16 protein-coding genes are annotated in these 15,506 nt (G+C 58.2%); 7 read left to right on the top strand and 9 right to left on the bottom strand.

Annotation, left to right across the window (positions count from 1 at the left end):
• The first annotated feature begins 160 nt into the window (after positions 1–160).
• The gene (mrdA, locus tag L8H52_RS21495; RefSeq protein ID WP_242208644.1) at positions 161–2,053 is read left to right on the top strand and encodes a penicillin-binding protein 2; all 1,893 of its coding nucleotides are present in this window, start codon (positions 161–163) and stop codon (positions 2,051–2,053) included.
• A 57-nt stretch (positions 2,054–2,110) separates the two neighbouring features.
• Here mrdA and L8H52_RS21490 read toward each other — a convergent pair whose 3' ends face one another.
• From L8H52_RS21490 to L8H52_RS21475, 4 genes are all read right to left on the bottom strand, one after another.
• Positions 2,111–2,782 carry a hypothetical protein gene (locus L8H52_RS21490; protein WP_242208643.1) on the bottom strand — a complete coding sequence of 224 codons (672 nt, stop codon included), beginning with the start codon at positions 2,780–2,782 and terminating at the stop codon, positions 2,111–2,113.
• Positions 2,783–2,866: 84 nt separating this feature from the next.
• Positions 2,867–3,073, bottom strand: a complete 207-nt coding sequence (locus tag L8H52_RS21485; RefSeq protein ID WP_007910409.1) for a helix-turn-helix transcriptional regulator — start codon at positions 3,071–3,073, stop codon at positions 2,867–2,869.
• Between the two features lie 9 nt (positions 3,074–3,082).
• A complete protein-coding gene (locus tag L8H52_RS21480; protein ID WP_242208642.1) occupies positions 3,083–3,688 on the bottom strand; it encodes a DUF2975 domain-containing protein in 606 nt (201 codons plus the stop codon).
• A gap of 298 nt (positions 3,689–3,986) precedes the next feature.
• The gene (locus tag L8H52_RS21475; RefSeq protein WP_242208641.1) at positions 3,987–4,628 is read right to left on the bottom strand and encodes an NAD(P)H-dependent oxidoreductase; all 642 of its coding nucleotides are present in this window, start codon (positions 4,626–4,628) and stop codon (positions 3,987–3,989) included.
• Positions 4,629–4,739: 111 nt separating this feature from the next.
• Between L8H52_RS21475 and L8H52_RS21470 the strand changes: the two genes are divergently transcribed.
• Positions 4,740–5,180, top strand: a complete 441-nt coding sequence (locus tag L8H52_RS21470; protein WP_242208640.1) for a MerR family transcriptional regulator — start codon at positions 4,740–4,742, stop codon at positions 5,178–5,180.
• A gap of 74 nt (positions 5,181–5,254) precedes the next feature.
• On the opposite strand, the gene L8H52_RS21465 is transcribed toward L8H52_RS21470, so the two are convergent.
• Entirely contained in the window at positions 5,255–5,659 is a 405-nt protein-coding gene (locus tag L8H52_RS21465; protein ID WP_242208639.1) for a lysozyme inhibitor LprI family protein, read from the bottom strand.
• 51 nt (positions 5,660–5,710) lie between these two features.
• Positions 5,711–6,004, bottom strand: coding sequence for a hypothetical protein (locus L8H52_RS21460; RefSeq protein WP_242208638.1), 294 nt, complete (start codon positions 6,002–6,004; stop codon positions 5,711–5,713).
• 143 nt (positions 6,005–6,147) lie between these two features.
• Here L8H52_RS21460 and L8H52_RS21455 point away from each other — a divergent pair, with 143 nt between their 5' ends.
• Together L8H52_RS21455 and L8H52_RS21450 are read left to right on the top strand one after the other, a co-directional pair.
• Complete coding sequence (locus tag L8H52_RS21455; protein ID WP_242208637.1) at positions 6,148–6,636, top strand: SRPBCC family protein; 489 nt, start codon at positions 6,148–6,150, stop codon at positions 6,634–6,636.
• A complete protein-coding gene (locus L8H52_RS21450) occupies positions 6,623–7,438 on the top strand; it encodes an aminoglycoside phosphotransferase family protein (protein WP_242208636.1) in 816 nt (271 codons plus the stop codon). Before L8H52_RS21455 ends, L8H52_RS21450 begins: the two co-directional genes overlap by 14 nt.
• Positions 7,439–7,728: 290 nt before the next feature.
• Here L8H52_RS21450 and acnA read toward each other — a convergent pair whose 3' ends face one another.
• Complete coding sequence (acnA, locus tag L8H52_RS21445) at positions 7,729–10,470, bottom strand: aconitate hydratase AcnA (protein WP_242208635.1); 2,742 nt, start codon at positions 10,468–10,470, stop codon at positions 7,729–7,731.
• 222 nt (positions 10,471–10,692) lie between these two features.
• On the opposite strand from acnA, the gene rlmM reads away from it, so the two are divergent.
• Positions 10,693–11,766 (top strand): 23S rRNA (cytidine(2498)-2'-O)-methyltransferase RlmM, encoded by a 1,074-nt coding sequence (gene rlmM / locus L8H52_RS21440; protein WP_242208634.1) that lies wholly within the window; start codon positions 10,693–10,695, stop codon positions 11,764–11,766.
• Between the two features lie 163 nt (positions 11,767–11,929).
• Positions 11,930–12,181, top strand: coding sequence for a sulfurtransferase TusA (tusA, locus tag L8H52_RS21435; RefSeq protein ID WP_007910424.1), 252 nt, complete (start codon positions 11,930–11,932; stop codon positions 12,179–12,181).
• A gap of 133 nt (positions 12,182–12,314) precedes the next feature.
• Here the strand turns inward: tusA and L8H52_RS21430 are convergent, their stop codons facing one another.
• Positions 12,315–13,724, bottom strand: a complete 1,410-nt coding sequence (locus L8H52_RS21430; protein ID WP_242208633.1) for an MATE family efflux transporter — start codon at positions 13,722–13,724, stop codon at positions 12,315–12,317.
• Between the two features lie 159 nt (positions 13,725–13,883).
• Between L8H52_RS21430 and pdxB the strand changes: the two genes are divergently transcribed.
• Positions 13,884–15,026 (top strand): 4-phosphoerythronate dehydrogenase PdxB, encoded by a 1,143-nt coding sequence (gene pdxB / locus L8H52_RS21425; protein WP_242208632.1) that lies wholly within the window; start codon positions 13,884–13,886, stop codon positions 15,024–15,026.
• A gap of 168 nt (positions 15,027–15,194) precedes the next feature.
• Here the strand turns inward: pdxB and L8H52_RS21420 are convergent, their stop codons facing one another.
• Positions 15,195–15,374, bottom strand: coding sequence for a PA1571 family protein (locus tag L8H52_RS21420; RefSeq protein ID WP_242208631.1), 180 nt, complete (start codon positions 15,372–15,374; stop codon positions 15,195–15,197).
• Positions 15,375–15,506 lie beyond the last annotated feature (132 nt).

Below are 15,506 nucleotides of genomic sequence, written 5' to 3'. Positions count from 1 at the left end.
TCGCGGGACAACGCTGTCCCAGCCGTCGCAAGAAATCGCCATTGAGGAAATTCCTTCTGAAGTGACCGAGCAGTTTTTGGTATGGTGCAGCTCGTTTTTTAACGGACTGATGTCATGCCCACGGATCGGCACTCATTTATGTCAAAGAGTTGCTGTAGAAATGCCTGAACCCATCCCGATCAAGGATCACGAAAAAGAGACGCGACTGGTCAACAAACGGTTGATCGCCTGCGCCTTGTTTGTCTTCGCCGTCAGCTGTGCCCTGGTGGTGCGTCTGTACATCCTGCAAGTGGTGGAGTTCGACTACCACTCGACCATCTCCGAAAACAATCGCGTCCACGTCTTGCCGATCCCGCCAACACGCGGCTTGATCTACGATCGCAATGGCGTGTTGCTCGCCGATAACCGCCCCAGTTTCAATCTGACCATCACCCGCGAACGCGCCACCGACGTCAATCAAGAGCTCGACGAGGTCATCAACCTTCTGCACCTGCCTGCAGAAGACCGCACAGTCTTCGATAAAGCCATGAAGCAGTCCCGTCACCCGTTCACGCCGGTGACGCTGTTCTATGAGCTGACGGAAGAGCAAATTGCCGTACTGGCCGTCAACGAGTTCCGTCTTCCCGGCCTCGATGTCGAGCCGCAGTTTGTCCGCCACTACCCGCTCGGCGCACATTTCGCCCACTCGATCGGTTACGTTGGTCGGATCAACGAGAAAGAATCCAAGACCCTCGATTCGGTCGAGTACCGTGGTACCCAGTCCATCGGTAAAACCGGAATCGAGCGTTTCTACGAAGCTCAGTTACACGGCCATGTCGGTTACGAAGAGGTGGAGACCAACGCTCAAGGTCGCGTACTCCGTGTTTTGAAACACACCGACCCGGTCCCCGGCCAGAACATCGTCCTGAGCCTCGACATCAAGCTGCAGGAAGCTGCCGAAGCCGCTCTGGGTGATCGCCGTGGTTCAGTGGTTGCGCTCGATCCGTCGACCGGTGAAGTGTTGGCCATGGTCAGCAATCCGAGCTTTGATCCAAATCTGTTCGTCACTGGCATCAGCTCCAAGGAATACTCGGCACTGCGGGATTCGATCGACCGGCCGTTGTTTAACCGCGTACTGCGCGGACTTTACGCGCCAGGTTCGACGATCAAGCCAGAAGTAGCTATCGCCGGCCTCGACGCCGGTGTCGTGACGCCGCAGACCCGCGTCTTCGATCCCGGTTATTACCAACTCCCGGACTTCGATCACAAGTACCGCAACTGGAACCACAGCGGCGACGGCTGGGTGGACATGGACGCGGCGATCATGCGCTCCAACGACACCTACTTCTATGACTTGGCGCACAAGCTTGGTATCGACCGTCTGCACGATTACATGGCGATGTTCGGCCTTGGCGAGAAAGTCTCGCTGGACATGTTTGAAGAGTCGCCCGGTCTGATGCCATCGCAAGCGTGGAAGCGCGCGACGCGCCGCCAGGCGTGGTTCCCGGGGGAAACGGTCATCCTCGGCATCGGCCAGGGCTATATGCAGGTCACGCCGTTGCAACTGGCGCAAGCCACGGCGTTGATTGCCAACAAAGGTGTCTGGAATCGTCCGCACCTGGCCAAGACCGTCGATGGTGTCGCTCCGGTCGACGAGCATCCGATGCCGAATATTCTGCTCAAGGATCCGCGTGACTGGGAGCAGGTCAACCACGGCATGCAGATGGTGATGCACGATGCCCGAGGCATCGCCCGCGCGGCAGCGGCCGGTGCGCAATACCGCATCGCTGGCAAGAGTGGTACGGCGCAGGTGGTGGCGATCAAGCAGGGCGAACGCTACAACCGTGAGAAAACCCTCGAACGACACCGCGATAACGCCTTGTTTGTCGGTTTTGCCCCGGCCGAACATCCAAAGATCGCGATTTCAGTGATGATCGAAAACGGTGAGGCTGGTGGTCGTGTCGCCGGTCCCGTGGTGCGGCAGATCATGGACGCCTGGTTACTCGATCAGGACGGCCATCTCAAGCCGCAATACGCGGCGCCGACCAAGGCGCCGGGTGATCCTCACGTTTGAAGGTTCACAACCACGGCTCATGCTATTTGAGCCGTGGTTGTGAGTTGTCTGCAAAGCCTATTTGCAGCTGTAACCCTCGGGCATCGTGATGCTGTAGTTGCGCTGCACACGCTCCTCAAAGCTCAGGTTCTGCAAACCTTGCTCCACCAGAAACGCTTCGACTTTGGCAGACTGGCAGTCATCGTTATAGGACGAGGCCCGAAGCAGGTAGACCGTGCGTTTGCTGGCTTCATCCCGGGCAGTGGCATTGAACGTAGTGAGCGTCGTGTAACCGGTTCGCTCTGAGGTGCCTATCGGGCCATAAGTCGTGTTGGGTGTACTCGTGCAGGTCAGTCGGTCGTCTTTTTTCTTGCTGTTCTTGCACACGGTAGAGGTGCTGCTCGGCACTTGACCATACTCGGTGGCGGTATAGCGGTAAGTCACCTGCCGACTGCCAATGTCGAGGCTGACCGTCATGTTTATCGGCGCATGGTTCTTTGGCAGGCTGGCGTCGGTGTAAACCTCGCGGTAGCCCCGGTCTTTCAGTGCGTTGACCATGTCGCGAAGATAGTAGCGGGCATTCAGGGCGTTTTGGTCGCTACCGCCTGCTGATGTCACGAGCACAGTTGCCTTTCGATCAAATTGATAGTCCGGATCAGGTGTCGCATTTAGCGCTACGTCCATTTGTGTGGCGCAGCCGCTGATCAACGCTGTCAGTGACAACAGCGCGCAAAGTAAAAACCGGGTCATGACAAAGTCGCCTTACAAACAAGGATTGAATAAAAGTTAAACGGTGGGGACTGGCGACAATTAACTCGCGTTTATGCGCAAGGCTCAGTCTTTCTGGTATTCCAGCAGATCGCCTGGCTGGCAATCGAGTGCGGCGCAGAGTTTGTCGAGGGTGGCCATCTTCACGCCCTTGACCTTGCCATTTTTCAGTAATGACAGGTTGGCCTCGGTAATGCCCAGCAGGCTGGCCAGCTCTTTCGAGCGAATTTTTTGCGTGGCCATGACAACGTCAAGGCGGACGATAATGGTCATTGTCTTGTTCTATATGTATTGACTTTGCTCATCGCTGAGTTCTTTTGCATCGCGCATGATAATTGAAAATAAACACAGCAAAACCCCTTTGATAATCTCGTAGGCCGATGAGGATGACAGGCCGATCGAGAACTGAAAAATGCGATCCCCGGGCGGCAGATCGATAGACAGTGTCAAACCTTGCAAGGTCTCTACCAGTGGATAGGTAGCAGGAGAAATGATGCACAGAATCCCCACTCGCCAAAGAACCCTGATATTTCGGTCGGTCCAGGTCTCACCGCGGGACAAGCGCAGGAAAAACAGGCCGGTCAGCCAGAGCACGTAGGTCGAGAGCAGCACGGGCAGGAAGTCCAGAACCACGAGCAGCGCGGTGACCAATGGCGAGAGCCAAGTGTCGGGAGCAAGTAGTGCACCTTCGACAAACGGGTCAAGTAATTGCGGCGAGTTTTCGGCGAAGGCGTAGAGCAAAGCTGCGAGCATTTCATCCGTTTTAAAGAACCAGATCGAAGCGTTGCCACCGACCTCGGTCACCCCTAAAACCCAGACAAGAATCGCTGCCAGTAGTCCGACCCAATGCATGCGCTGCAGTGCCAATCCGTTGTTACGAGTACTCATGAAAAATCCTTGCGGTGTCATTGGGAATGACTAATTCTCGATGTTAAATTATCGAATGGCAATAATAAATTGTTCTTGTTTTGTGAGGGGACGCCGTCAGTGTCGGGATGCCGGATCGCAGGATGAACCTGAGTTCAATTGATTCGAGGGAATTTCAGTGTCGATATGCTCCCCAATTCAAAGCAAGGCGAGAGCAGGGGAGGGACGCGATCCATGCGGTGGCCGCTGGTATTCAGGAATTGGTTAGAGCGGGGACACACGCCGCTGGCATGCTTCAGTCGGCCCGCTCTTGTAGGGCTTACTTGATCTCGGTAATGAAGTTTTCCCGCGAGCGGCGAACCTTTTTCAAGTTGACCAACCAGTCTCCTTCAGTGGCTCGATGGCCCAGCGGCAGAATCACCACGCTGCGCAAGTTGCGGGCCGCGAGCCCGAGTATTTCATCGATGGCAGCCGGGTCGAAACCTTCCATCGGTGTCGCGTCGACTTCTTCGAATGCCGCAGCAATCAGCGCCGAGCCAAGACCGATATAAGCCTGTCGCGCAGCCGCTTGATAATTGGCCTCCTTGCCACGTTCAGCAACAATGCCCAAGAGCATCTGACGGTAATTTTCCCATCCTTCGTTAACAGTCCCGCGTACTTCGTTAGTCAGGTCAAACATCATGTTGACCCGCTCCGCCGTGATGTCGTCCCACGCGGCAAACACCAACAAATGAGAACAGTCGGTAACCTGCTGCTGATTCCAGCTGACGGCTTTGATCTTTTCGCGAATCTCTGCATTGGTCACTACGAGCAATTCAAAAGGCTGCAGTCCACTTGATGTCGGCGTTAACCGCACCGCTTCCAGAATGCGCTCGATTTTTTCATCGGACACAACCCGGGAAGGGTCGTACTTTTTCGTTGCGTAGCGCCATTTCAGCAGGTCTGTCAGTGTGCTCATCATCAAATTCCATAAAGGTGAAAGATGTTCAGGTGGGTCAATAACGACTGGCTGTCGTGCTGAACCTGGGCTTATGCTAACGATTAAAGCCAACTTGAAGGTCAAGCAGTTTTTATGAAGATTGGAGAAGTTTCCAAGCGCACCGGTGTTGCCGCTTCGGCCATTCGCTATTACGAGGAGCAAGGTTTGCTGGAGCCTTCTACCCGTGACGCCAACGGATATCGCCACTACGCCGAGGCGGCTGTCGCGCGATTGATTCTGGTGCGCGATGCTCAGCGGCTGGGATTTTCTCTCGATACCATTCGCGGTCTGTTCTTGCAGGATGGCAGTTGTTCGAAATCGCTGACCATCGAGCAAATCGATATCCGTATGGATGAGATACGCCAGATCGAGGCCAACCTGGCGCTACAGCGGGAAGGCTTGTTGCGGCTACGGCATGTGCTTGAGGAAAGTTTACGCAGTGGTGCTCCTGTCGTGTGCGCGAGTGCGCACCGAGCCGAGTCGTATCGGCCTGAGCAGAACATGGTCACGCGCAACGCATTGCACGGGCGTTGACCCACATTTGAAATGCATTCCAATGTGGGAGCCAGCCTGCTCGCGAAAGATCACTCAAAACCGCCGCAAAAAATTCAGGCCCCGGGCACCGGGCAGCTCATGTCACCTTCTTCACACTTCAAATACTGCTTCAGCGCCTCAACCCGCACCTTGGTCACCCCGGTCAGACAACTGCTGTAAACCCACGGATAAACGCTCCCGCCCGTTACCCCGGACGATGAAAACTTGCACTCGGCATCCCGAAATCCGAGCCACGCCCGCTGCGCACTGACCAACAGCTTCTTGCCATCCGGGTTGTCCTTCAAACGCCCGGTGATCTGCTGGTACACCGTGTTCAGTTCTTTGTCCGCCGCTTTGAAGTCCTGCCCGGCGCACTGATTCATCGTCGCCTGATCGCTGGCGTTGGCGCAGTCGACCGCAGCGTGGGCGAGGGGGGTGAACAGGAAGGGTGCCAGGACCAGAAGCAGGCGTAGGGGCATTGGAATTCTCGCTGTAGATATCAGGAATAGCAGGCATTGTAGCGGTGAGATTCAACTGCCGCTGTAGCCGCGTAGACGCATGCAATCATTGGTCAGTTCGATCTGTTTCTCGGCCACCACGATTCCGTCACCCACCCCGGCGCCGACGGCGGCGTCCATGCTTTTATTCGAAGGTGTGCTGCTGTAACTGGCCGTTGCTGACTTGGCCTGGTACTGACACTCAGCCTTGTCGTGGTCGATCATCGCTTGGGTCGCGCCCGCTCTGCTCCAGTGATCGACAGAAGTGACGCAGGCGCAAAGCGTCAGCGGCAATGTCCACAGGCTGATGAATCGCAAAGTCTGCATGGTCTGCTCCGCCATGTGGGGAAATAACCAACAAGTGTAGACACTGCGGTGCACCTTCGATGTCTACCCAAATAGACGCTTGATACAACTTCACATTGGACATGTGGTCATACAGTCCTAGTGTTCAGAACAGGAGGTGACGTATGAAACCAGTACCCAATAGTTTCGAACGCAAGATTTCGCTGAGGGCGCCACGTTCGCATGTCTGGCGTGCATTGGTCGATGCCGAGGCGTTTGGCCAGTGGTTTGGCGTGGCGCTGGAGGGCCGGCGGTTTATTGCCGGTGAGTGGACGCAAGGGCAGGTCACGTATCCGGGTTATGAACACGTGTTGTGGAATGTGCTGATCGAGCGGGTCGAGCCGCAGCAGTTGTTTTCGTTTCGTTGGCATCCGTATGCGGTCAATCCGAAGATCGACTATTCCCAGGAGCCGACCACGCTGGTCAGGTTCGAGCTGGAAGACTTCGAGAGCGGCACCTTGCTGAAAGTGTCCGAATCAGGCTTCGCGCACATTCCCGACATTCGCCAGAAAGAGGCGTATTACATGGACAGCCGTGGCTGGGAAGAGCAGTTGAGCCGTCTCGAACAGTTTCTTGCCGAGAGCGCCAAGGCCCGCGAGCGTGACGGTGGCTGATATTTTCGAAGCCTGGCTGAAGCGCTGGGCATTGGTGCCGGACGGCGCGCCGATCATCACGCCCGGCAGCCGTTTGTTGCCAGTACGCCTGAACGACACGCCGGCGATGCTCAAGGTAGCGCTGGATGTCGACGAGAAGTACGGCAATCGGTTGATGACCTGGTGGGACGGTAACGGTGCTGCGCAAGTCCTGGCGCATCACGAAGATGGCCTGCTGATGGACCGTGCCATGGGTAGTCGCTCGCTGATGCACATGGCGATGAATGGCGAAGACGACGAGGCGAGCCGGATTCTCTGTTCGGCGCTGGCGCGATTGCATGCACCGCGTGAAACGCCACCGCCGCCGCTGGTGGAGTTAGGGCCATGGTTTGCTTCGCTGCGCATCGCGGCTGCACAACATGGCGGCCTCTACGCCCTGTGCCTGCAAACCGCCGAAACCCTGCTCGCCGATCCACGGGAAGTGGTGGTGCTGCACGGTGACATGCATCACGACAACGTTCTGGATTTCCAATCACGTGGCTGGTTGGCGATTGATCCGAAGCGGGTCAGGGGCGAGCGCGGTTTTGACTACGCCAACCTGATTTGCAACCCGGACTTGCCGACGGCCACCGATCCCCAGCGCTTTCGTCGGCAGTTGGCTGTGATTGTCGAGGCTGCCGGACTCGAGCGGCGGAGGCTGCTGCAATGGGTGCTGGCGTTTGCCTGTTTGTCCGCAGCCTGGTTTCTGGAGGATGACGCGCTGGAACAGGCCTCCGGGCAGCTGAAAGTCGCGCAGATCGCGGCGTCCATGCTTGATGCCTGACACGGCTAGGGGTTTTCGGAAGGGTTGCTATGGCGAATGTCTTACACGCACTGGTAGCTTTTACGACTATTGCTGATTGGATCCACTGCGTAATCTACACACATCAACTGAGACACAGGGAGTGTTTCAGGATCACGGATGATCGACCATTTGCAAGGATCGCTGCCGACAGGGAGTCGATAATGGTCTTGGGAAAAACCCGCTTCGGCGGGTTTTTTTTTCGCCCATGGAAAAGTGCATTGCTCTGACAGAAACACCGCCGAATGGCGGTGTTTCTGCATCAGCAGATTTTACGAGGCGATCAACTGGCGCAGGACGTAATGCAAAATCCCGCCCGACTTGAAGTATTCCACCTCGTTCAACGTATCGATCCGGCACAACACCTCGATTTTCTCCTGGCGCCCGTCCTCGCGAGTGATGACCAGCGGCAGGTTCATCCGTGGTGTCAGCTCGACACCGGTCAATCCCTGAATCTCGAAAGTCTCTTTGCCCGTCAGGTTGAGGCTCTTGCGGTTCTGATCAAGCTTGAACTGCAGCGGCAGCACGCCCATGCCCACCAGGTTGGAACGGTGGATCCGCTCGAAGCTTTCGGCGATCACCGCTTTCACGCCCAACAGATTGGTGCCTTTGGCTGCCCAGTCACGGCTGGAGCCGGTGCCGTATTCTTGTCCGGCAATCACCACCAGCGGCGTGCCCGAAGCCTGATACTTCATCGCCGCATCGTAGATCGCCAGTTTCTCGCCGCTCGGAATGTAGATCGTGTTGCCACCTTCTTCACCGCCGAGCATTTCATTGCGGATACGAATGTTGGCGAAGGTGCCGCGCATCATCACTTCATGATTGCCACGCCGTGAGCCGTAGGAGTTGAAGTCCCGTGGTTCCACGCCTTTTTCGCGCAGATAGTGCCCGGCCGGGCTGTCAGCCTTGATGTTGCCGGCAGGGGAGATGTGGTCGGTGGTCACCGAGTCGCCGAGCAGGGCCAATACTCGCGCACCTTTGACGTCCTTGATTTCCGGCAGCGGGCCGGAGATATCGTCGAAGAAAGGCGGGTGCTGGATGTAGGTGGAATCGTCCTGCCACACGTAAGTTGCGGCTTGCGGTACTTCGATGGCCTGCCACTGTTCATCGCCGGCAAACACTTCTGCGTATTCCTTGTGGAACATCGCTGTGTTGACCTGACTGACCGCATCGGCGATTTCTTTACTCGATGGCCAGATATCGCGCAGGTATACCGGATTGCCTTGCTGATCCTCGCCCAGCGGTTCGCTGCTGATATCGCTGCGCACGCTGCCAGCCAAAGCATAAGCGACTACCAGCGGTGGCGAGGCCAGCCAGTTGGTTTTCACCAACGGGTGTACGCGGCCTTCGAAGTTACGGTTGCCGGAGAGCACCGACGCGACGGTGAGATCGGCTTTCTGGATGGCTTTCTCGATCGGTTCCGGCAGTGGCCCGGAGTTGCCGATGCAAGTGGTGCAGCCATAGCCGACCAGTGAAAAACCGAGCTGGTCGAGGTATTGCGTCAATCCCGCAGCCTTGTAGTAGTCGGTGACCACTTTCGAGCCCGGTGCCAGCGAGCTCTTCACCCACGGTTTGCGGGTCAGGCCTTTCTCCACTGCTTTCTTTGCCAGCAGCCCTGCTGCCATCATCACGCTCGGGTTCGAGGTGTTGGTGCATGAGGTAATCGCGGCGATGACCACGGCTCCGTTTTTCAGGCGATAGGTGTGGCCTTCGTACTCGTACTCGGTTTCCCCGACCAGATCGGCATTGCCCACCGCGACACCGCCACCACCTTCGCTTTCGAGGCGTCCTTCTTCCTTGCTGGTGGGTTTGAATTGCAGATCCATGAAGTCGTTGAATGCTTGCGCGACATTTGGCAGCGACACGCGATCCTGCGGACGTTTCGGCCCGGCCAGACTCGCTTCAACGCTGCCCATGTCCAGCGCCAGGCTATCGGTGAACACCGGTTCCTGACCGGGCAGACGCCACAGGCCTTGAGCCTTGGTGTACGCCTCGACCAGTTTCACTGTTTCTGGTGGCCGGCCGGACAGGCGCAGATATTCCAGCGTCACGTCATCGACCGGGAAGAAGCCGCACGTCGCGCCGTATTCCGGGGCCATGTTGGCGATGGTCGCGCGGTCGGCCAGCGGCAGATCGGCGAGGCCGTCACCGTAGAACTCGACGAATTTGCCCACTACACCTTTCTTGCGCAGCATCTGCGTCACCGTCAGCACCAGGTCGGTGGCGGTGATGCCTTCCTTGAGTTTGCCGGTCAATTTGAAACCGATCACCTCCGGAATCAGCATCGACACCGGTTGTCCGAGCATTGCCGCCTCTGCCTCGATCCCGCCGACGCCCCAGCCAAGAACGCCGAGGCCGTTGATCATGGTGGTGTGCGAGTCGGTGCCGACCAAGGTATCAGGGAAAGCGTAAGTGCGGCCGTCTTCATCTTTCGTCCACACGGTGCGGCCGAGGTATTCGAGGTTGACCTGGTGGCAGATCCCGGTGCCCGGCGGCACCACGCTGAAGTTGTCGAAGGCGCTCTGGCCCCAACGCAGAAAGGCATAACGTTCGCCGTTGCGCTGCATTTCGATGTCGACGTTCTGCTCGAATGCACTGGCAGTGGCGAACTTGTCGACCATTACCGAGTGGTCGATCACCAGATCCACCGGCGACAACGGGTTGATTCGCTGTGGATCGCCGCCGGCCTTGGCCATCGCCGCACGCATCGCGGCGAGGTCGACCACGGCGGGCACGCCGGTAAAGTCTTGCATCAATACCCTGGCAGGGCGGTACTGGATTTCGCGATCGGAGCGACGCTCCTTGAGCCACGCGGCAATCGCCTTGAGGTCGGCGCCGGTGACAGTTTTTTCATCTTCCCAGCGCAGCAGGTTTTCCAGCAGGACTTTCAGCGACATCGGCAGCTTGTCGAGGTCGCCGAGGCTTTTGGCGGCGTCCGGCAAGCTGAAATAGTGATAGGTCTTTTGGTCGATCTGCAGTGTTTTTAGGGTCTTCAGACTATCGAGGGACGGCATTACGATCACTCCTTTGAATCCGCACGGCTACGGATTGAGGGGACGGGCAGAGCTATCAACGTAGCCCTGTTTTCATTAGCTGGCTAATAACTGGACTCTATGGGCAAGTCCAAGGTTCCGACATCGGCTATCATGCGCCGGTTTTCGTGACAGGCTTTGCTGCAACGCAAGGCCTGAGCATCGCGCAGCGGCCGAATTACCGCCCGCTGCCCAGGAGTAAGAATGAACACCCTATTCATGCATTGCCGGCCAGGCTTCGAAGGCGAAGTCTGTTCGGAGATTTCCGACCTCGCCGCGCAACTCAACGTGGCCGGCTACGCCAAGGCCAAAGCCGCCACAGCCTGCGCCGAGTTTGTCTGCACCGAAGAAGACGGCGCCGAGCGCCTGATGCGCGGGCAGCGCTTTGCCGAACTGATCTTCCCGCGCCAATGGGCGCGTGGGGTTTTCATCGATTTGCCGGAAAACGATCGCATCAGCGTGATCCTCGCGCACATGGCCGATTTCCCGGTGTGCGGCAGCCTGTGGCTGGAAGTCGTTGATACCAATGACGGCAAGGAACTGTCGAACTTCTGCAAAAAATTCGAAGGTCCGCTGCGCAAGGCGCTGACCGGCGCCGGCAAACTGGTGGAAGACGTGAACAAGCCGCGCCTTTTGCTGACGTTCAAAAGTGGTCGTGAAGTGTTTCTGGGTATGGCCGATGCCGGTAACTCGGCGATGTGGCCGATGGGCATTCCGCGCCTGAAGTTCCCGCGTGAAGCGCCGAGCCGTTCGACGCTGAAGCTGGAAGAAGCGTGGCACCACTTCATCCCGCGCGATCAGTGGGAAGATCGCCTGCACAGCGACATGACCGGCGTCGACCTCGGTGCCGCGCCGGGCGGCTGGACCTGGCAACTGGTCAACCGGGGCATGCTGGTGACCGCCATCGACAACGGCCCGATGGCTGAGAGCTTGATGGACACTGGTCTGGTCCAGCATTTGATGGCCGACGGTTTCACCTTCAAGCCCAAGCAACCGGTGGACTGGATGGTCTGCGACATCGTCGAGAAACCGGCGCGCAACGCCGCGATGCTTGAGGAGTGGATCGGCGAGGGGCATTGCCGCGAAGCAGTGGTCAATCTGAAGTTGCCGATGAAGCAGCGTTACGCCGAGGTGAAGCGCTTGCTTGAGCGCATTGCCGATGGTTTCAAGGCGCGCGGGATCAAGGTCGATATCGGCTGCAAACAGCTGTATCACGACCGCGAGGAAGTGACCTGTCACTTGCGCCGGCATGACATCAAGAAAGCCAAATCCCGCTGACACAACAAAAAAACCTGTAAGCGTGAGCCTGCTCGCGATGGCGTCGTGTCAGCCAACATCCATGCTGAATGACACACCGCTTTCGCGAGCAAGCTCGCTCCCACAGGGTTAGACGTTCTACCCGGCAATGCGCGACAATGCCGGTCAGTTTCAGGAGTGAATCATGAGTGAAATGATCGATACCCCGGTCGACGGCACCCTCGACGCCACCGGCCTCAATTGCCCGGAGCCGGTGATGATGCTGCACCAGCACATCCGTGACCTGGTGCCTGGCGGCCTGCTCAAGGTGATCGCCACCGATCCATCGACCAAACGCGACATCCCCAAATTCTGCGTGTTTCTCGACCATGAACTGGTGAGCCAGCATGAAGAGGCCGGTACTTACCTGTACTGGATCCGCAAGAAGCACGCTTAACAGCAGCTACACATAAAACAACTGTGGGAGCGTGCTTGCTCGCGAAAGCGGAGTGTCAGTCACTGTAAATGTCGACTGGATCACCGCATTCGCGAGCAAGCTCGCTCCCACTTTTTTGTCCTGTGTTAATGGCTTAGCCTGCGCTACGACTGATCCGAATACGCTTGCGCGCGCTGCGCGTCAGGCGGATCGACAGCATCAACGCCGCACAGCTCAAGCCAACGATCAGACCCTGCCACAAACCGCTCGGGCCGCGTGGCTCACCGAGCCAGTCGGTCAGGCCGAGGGCGTAACCCACCGGCAAACCAATGCCCCAATAGGCGAACAGCGTCAGGATCATCGTCACCCGAGTATCCTGATAGCCTCGCAGCGCGCCGGCAGCGGTGACCTGGATCGCGTCGGAAAACTGGAACAGCGCCGAATACACGATCAGCATCGCCGCGATGTGAATCACCGTCGGGTCAGCTGTATAGATCGCCGCAATCGGCTCGCGCAGCAATAGCATCATGCTCGCCGACAGGCAGGCGTAGGCCAGCGCGGTGCCCATGCCGACACCGGCAGCAAACCGTGCCTCGCGTGGTTCTTCGCGGCCCAGTGCCTGACCGACGCGCACGGTCACGGCCATGCCCAGCGAATACGGAATCATGAACACCAGCGAGCTGACGTTCAGCGCAATCTGGTGTCCGGCGACCACGGTGGCACCGAGGCTGCCGATCAACAGCGCGATCACGGCAAAAATGCTCGACTCGGCAAACACCGCGATACCGATCGGCAGACCAATCGCCAGCAGACGCTTGATCACCGCCCATTGCGGCCAGTCGAAACGGCTGAAAATTTCACTGGAGCGATAGGCCGGCGCCCAGCGCTCATACCCGGCCAGCCCCAATGCCATCACCCACATCACAATCGCCGTGGCCCAGCCGCAACCAACGCCGCCCATGGCCGGCACACCGAAATGGCCATAAATGAAGATGTAGTTCAGCGGAATGTTCAGTGCCAGACCGCACAGACCCAAAACCATGGCCGGGTGGGTACGGCCAATGCCGTCACTGGTGCAGCGCAACACGTGATAGAACGCCACCGCCGGCAGACCGCTGGCGATGCCATGCAGGTATTGCATGCACGGACCGATCAGCTCCGGGTCGACCTTCATCAGATGCAGCACCGGCTCGGCGGCCACCAGCATCGCCGTCGCGATCAGTCCGACCACCAGCGCCAGCCATAGCGCCTGACGCACGAGCGGGCCGATTTCGCTGTGGGTGCCAGCGCCAAAGCGCTGGGCGACTTTCGGCGTGGTTGCCAGCAAAGTGCCGGTCATCAGCAGAAACACCGGGACCCAGATCGAGTTGCCCAAGGCAACGGCCGCCAGATCCTTTGGCCCGACGCGTCCAGCCATTACCGCATCGACGAAGCCCATGGCCGTGGTCGCCAGTTGCGCGATGATGATCGGCAGTGCGAGGGCGAGCAGGTTCTTGAACTCCAGACGAATCCGCGCGGGGCGGGTGAGGGAGACGGCGACAGGTTGGTCAGTTACAGAATTCACGGGCAAAGCGTCCACAGAGGTTGATGCGCAAGGCGCCGCATTCTACGCCGCTGACGCTACAGTCAGGAAAAATCCTCTGTTGCGGATTTGTAAGCACAAACCCTGCTGGCCCGGCGACCGATCTGCACCTAAACTGCCGATCCGCCAAAGGAGCCCGCCATGCTGATTGTTGCCGACGAAAATATCCCGCTGCTCGACGCCTTTTTTGCCGGTTTCGGCGAGATCCGCCGGGTGCCAGGCCGTTCCATCGACCGTGCGACGGTCGAGCAGGCTGACGTTTTGCTCGTACGTTCGGTGACCAACGTCAACCGTGCGTTGCTTGAAGGCAGCAAGGTGCGTTTTGTCGGCACCTGCACCATCGGTACGGATCATCTGGATCTCGATTACTTCAATGAGGTCGGCATCACCTGGTCGAGTGCGCCCGGCTGCAATGCCCGTGGCGTGGTCGATTACGTGCTGGGCAGCCTGATGACCCTTGCCGAAATCGAAGGCGTCGATCTTGCACAACGGACCTATGGTGTCGTCGGCGCCGGTGAAGTGGGCGGGCGACTGATCAAGGTCCTGAAGGGCTTGGGCTGGAACGTCAAAGTCTGTGATCCACCGCGTCAGGCAGCCGAGGGCGGCGATTACGTCAGCCTTGAAGCGATCATTGAGCAGTGCGACGTGATCAGTCTGCACACGCCGCTGACTCGCAGCGGTGACGGCGCGACCTGGCATTTGTTCGATCAGTCGCGTTTGCAGCAACTCAAGCCCGGTGCCTGGTTGATCAATGCGGCGCGTGGCCCGGTGGTGGATAACGCCGCACTGCGCAACGTGCTGCTGGATCGTGAAGACCTGCAAGCCGTTCTCGATGTCTGGGAAGCCGAGCCCGAAGTTGACGTGGCACTGGCCGAGCTTTGCGTATTGGCCACGCCGCACATTGCCGGTTACAGCCTTGATGGCAAGCAGCGCGGCACGGCGCAGATCTATCAGGCTTACTGCACATACCTCGGTCAAGCGGCGAGCATTCAGCTCAGTGATCTGTTGCCGGCACCGTGGTTGTCGGAAGTTTCCCTGCATGGTGACAGCGATCCGGCCTGGGCGCTGGCGATGTTGTGCCGTGGCGTGTACGACCCGCGCCGCGATGACGCGGATTTTCGCCGCAGCCTTGTAGGTAGTATCGGCGAGCAGCGGGCGGCGTTCGATGTGTTGCGCAAGCAGTATCCGGTGCGCCGTGAGATTGAAGGGCTGAAGGTGCGGATTGAAGGTGCGTCGCCAGAGTTGGCGAGAATCGTGGCGGCGCTGGGGGCGGTGGCTGTCTAGACACCGAGTCGGCCCTTTCGCGAGCAGGCTCGCTCCCACCTGGATCCGTGATGCACTGAAGATCTCCTGTCGGAGCGAGCCTGCTCGCGAAGGTCGCGCCACAAGTGCCGGATCTGCAGGCAGAAAAAACCCGGCCAAAGGGGCCGGGTCAGGAAGACGGTGGCTATATCACTCTTGTTCGGCAGGCTTGACCAATCGCTTCTCCAGTTCGCGGCAAGCGTTCTGGATCATGTCTTCAGTGATCGGTACTTCGCGGCCCTGCTCATCAATAATCGAGCAACCCAGAGACTGGTCTGGCTGCGTGCGGATCACTTGAATCTTGTCTTCGCTGCTGTGTTGCAAGGACATGGCCTGTCTCCTCATCAGGTTGTTTACCCAGATTAAAACCGCCACGTGACCAGGCTGTGACAGCGCCTTTCGATTCGTCATGAGCGGCCATTCCAGTCCAACAGAAATGACCGTTCGTCTCAACCTTGACGT

This window comes from Pseudomonas sp. CROZ-RG-20F-R04-15, assembly GCF_022662375.1.
Taxonomy (GTDB): Bacteria; Pseudomonadota; Gammaproteobacteria; order Pseudomonadales; family Pseudomonadaceae; genus Aquipseudomonas.
The sequence above is the reverse complement of the archived record's forward strand: the minus strand, read 5'-3'. Positions and strand labels throughout refer to the sequence as shown.

Bases quoted from the DNA above. Each gene is read 5' to 3' on its own strand.
- rlmM (WP_242208634.1), top strand. From the start codon at position 10,693: ATGAACACCCTATTCATGCATTGCCGGCCAGGCTTCGAAGGCGAAGTC.
- L8H52_RS21455 (WP_242208637.1), top strand. From the start codon at position 6,148: ATGAAACCAGTACCCAATAGTTTCGAACGCAAGATTTCGCTGAGGGCG.
- L8H52_RS21475 (WP_242208641.1), bottom strand. From the start codon at position 4,628: ATGATGAGCACACTGACAGACCTGCTGAAATGGCGCTACGCAACGAAA.
- mrdA (WP_242208644.1), top strand. From the start codon at position 161: ATGCCTGAACCCATCCCGATCAAGGATCACGAAAAAGAGACGCGACTG.
- L8H52_RS21480 (WP_242208642.1), bottom strand. From the start codon at position 3,688: ATGAGTACTCGTAACAACGGATTGGCACTGCAGCGCATGCATTGGGTC.
- L8H52_RS21490 (WP_242208643.1), bottom strand. From the start codon at position 2,782: ATGACCCGGTTTTTACTTTGCGCGCTGTTGTCACTGACAGCGTTGATC.
- L8H52_RS21460 (WP_242208638.1), bottom strand. From the start codon at position 6,004: ATGCAGACTTTGCGATTCATCAGCCTGTGGACATTGCCGCTGACGCTT.
- L8H52_RS21465 (WP_242208639.1), bottom strand. From the start codon at position 5,659: ATGCCCCTACGCCTGCTTCTGGTCCTGGCACCCTTCCTGTTCACCCCC.
- tusA (WP_007910424.1), top strand. From the start codon at position 11,930: ATGAGTGAAATGATCGATACCCCGGTCGACGGCACCCTCGACGCCACC.
- L8H52_RS21485 (WP_007910409.1), bottom strand. From the start codon at position 3,073: ATGACCATTATCGTCCGCCTTGACGTTGTCATGGCCACGCAAAAAATT.
- L8H52_RS21470 (WP_242208640.1), top strand. From the start codon at position 4,740: ATGAAGATTGGAGAAGTTTCCAAGCGCACCGGTGTTGCCGCTTCGGCC.
- L8H52_RS21420 (WP_242208631.1), bottom strand. From the start codon at position 15,374: ATGTCCTTGCAACACAGCAGCGAAGACAAGATTCAAGTGATCCGCACG.
- acnA (WP_242208635.1), bottom strand. From the start codon at position 10,470: ATGCCGTCCCTCGATAGTCTGAAGACCCTAAAAACACTGCAGATCGAC.
- pdxB (WP_242208632.1), top strand. From the start codon at position 13,884: ATGCTGATTGTTGCCGACGAAAATATCCCGCTGCTCGACGCCTTTTTT.